The sequence below is a fragment of the Rhodovulum viride genome, assembly GCF_003265965.1.
Lineage (GTDB): Bacteria > Pseudomonadota > Alphaproteobacteria > Rhodobacterales > Rhodobacteraceae > Rhodovulum > Rhodovulum kholense.
In genome coordinates, this window is record NZ_MUAV01000093.1 from 1 (window position 1) to 1270 (window position 1270).

The 1270-nt window shown below is 73.7% G+C and carries 1 protein-coding gene; it reads left to right on the forward strand.

From position 1 onward, the window contains the following. Positions 1-333: 333 nt before the first annotated feature. Positions 334-1257, forward strand: coding sequence for a S49 family peptidase (locus BYZ73_RS21135; protein WP_112317566.1), 924 nt, complete (start codon positions 334-336; stop codon positions 1255-1257). The last annotated feature ends 13 nt before the right edge of the window (positions 1258-1270 follow it).

Here is a 1270-nt window from a genome sequence, read left to right on the forward strand (position 1 = left end):
CGGTGGGCGGCCCGTTCCTGACCGCGAACGAGGCCCGCGCCGAGGATGGCCGCGCCCCCGTCGAGGGCGGCGACCGGCTGAACCCCGCCGCGAACATGACCCGCAACGAAGATGCCGGGGCCGGAACCGAAGAGGACTGAGGGAGCAGCCCCCAAATTTGGGGGGAGCGATCTGCCGGAAGACGAGACGACCACAATGCCGCGGTCGGGAGGCCCTCGAACAAGGATGTCGTTGTTCGTCCGCCGCTGGAGGACGAACACTCTCTCGAAGCAATGGGGCGTTGCCGTGCATCGCAGGTTGCCTGACTTTCCCCCGATATCGAAAGGATCTGCCATGCCCGAGACCACTATCGGCGCGCTTCTGGGCGCCGCCCCCCTGGCGCTCGACCGCAGCTTCGGCGCGGGGCTTCTGGGCCTGCCGCTGCCTGCAACCGCCGCCGCCGGGCCCGCGCTTTCCGGGCCGGTCGAGGTGGCCCGCGGCGAGCGGTTCGCGGTCGCGCGCGGCGTGGCGGTGATGCCGGTGCGGGGGGTGCTGACGCCCAATGCCGAGATGCTGGAACGCTTCCTCGGCTGGGCGACCTTCGCGGGCATCGAGGCGTCCTGCGGGGCGCTGGCCTCGGCCGAGGACGTGGCGGCGGTGGTGATCGAGTTCGACACGCCGGGCGGGCTGGTGCTGGGGGGCGCGGCGGCGGCGGGCGCCATCGCGGCGCTGGCGGCGGTCAAGCCGGTCCATGCGCTGGTCAATCCTCTGGCGGCCTCGATGGGCTATCACCTGGCCAGCCAGTGCACGGATATCGCGATGACGCCCGGCAGCCTCGCGGGCTCCATCGGCGTCATGCGCCAGGCGGGCTGGCCGGTCGGGCCCGATGGCGGGGGCAACCGGTGGCAGATCTTCACCTCGACCCATGCCCGGGCCAAGCTGCCGAACCCCGAGACCGAAGGCGGCCGGGCCGAGATCCTGCGCGATCTCGATGCGCATGAGGCGGCCTTCCATACGGACGTCGCCCGCGGCCGGGGCATCGCCCCCGAGGATCTGGCAGCCCGGCTCTCGGTCACCGACGACCCGGCCGATGGCGGCGCCACCTTCGGGCCGGAAGCCGCCATCGCCCGCGGCCTGGCCGACCGGGCCGAGACCCGCGCGGCCTTCTATGACCGGATCTTCGCCGCCCACGCGCCGCGCCCGGCCGCACCCCGCCGGGCCACCGGCCGGGGCCATCTGGCGCAAGCCGCCGCCGCGCAGGCCCGCGCGGCTCTCTGACCGACCACTCACT

Excerpts from the sequence above, each read along its gene's own strand:
- BYZ73_RS21135 (WP_112317566.1), top strand. The coding sequence starts at position 334 with ATGCCCGAGACCACTATCGGCGCGCTTCTGGGCGCCGCCCCCCTGGCG.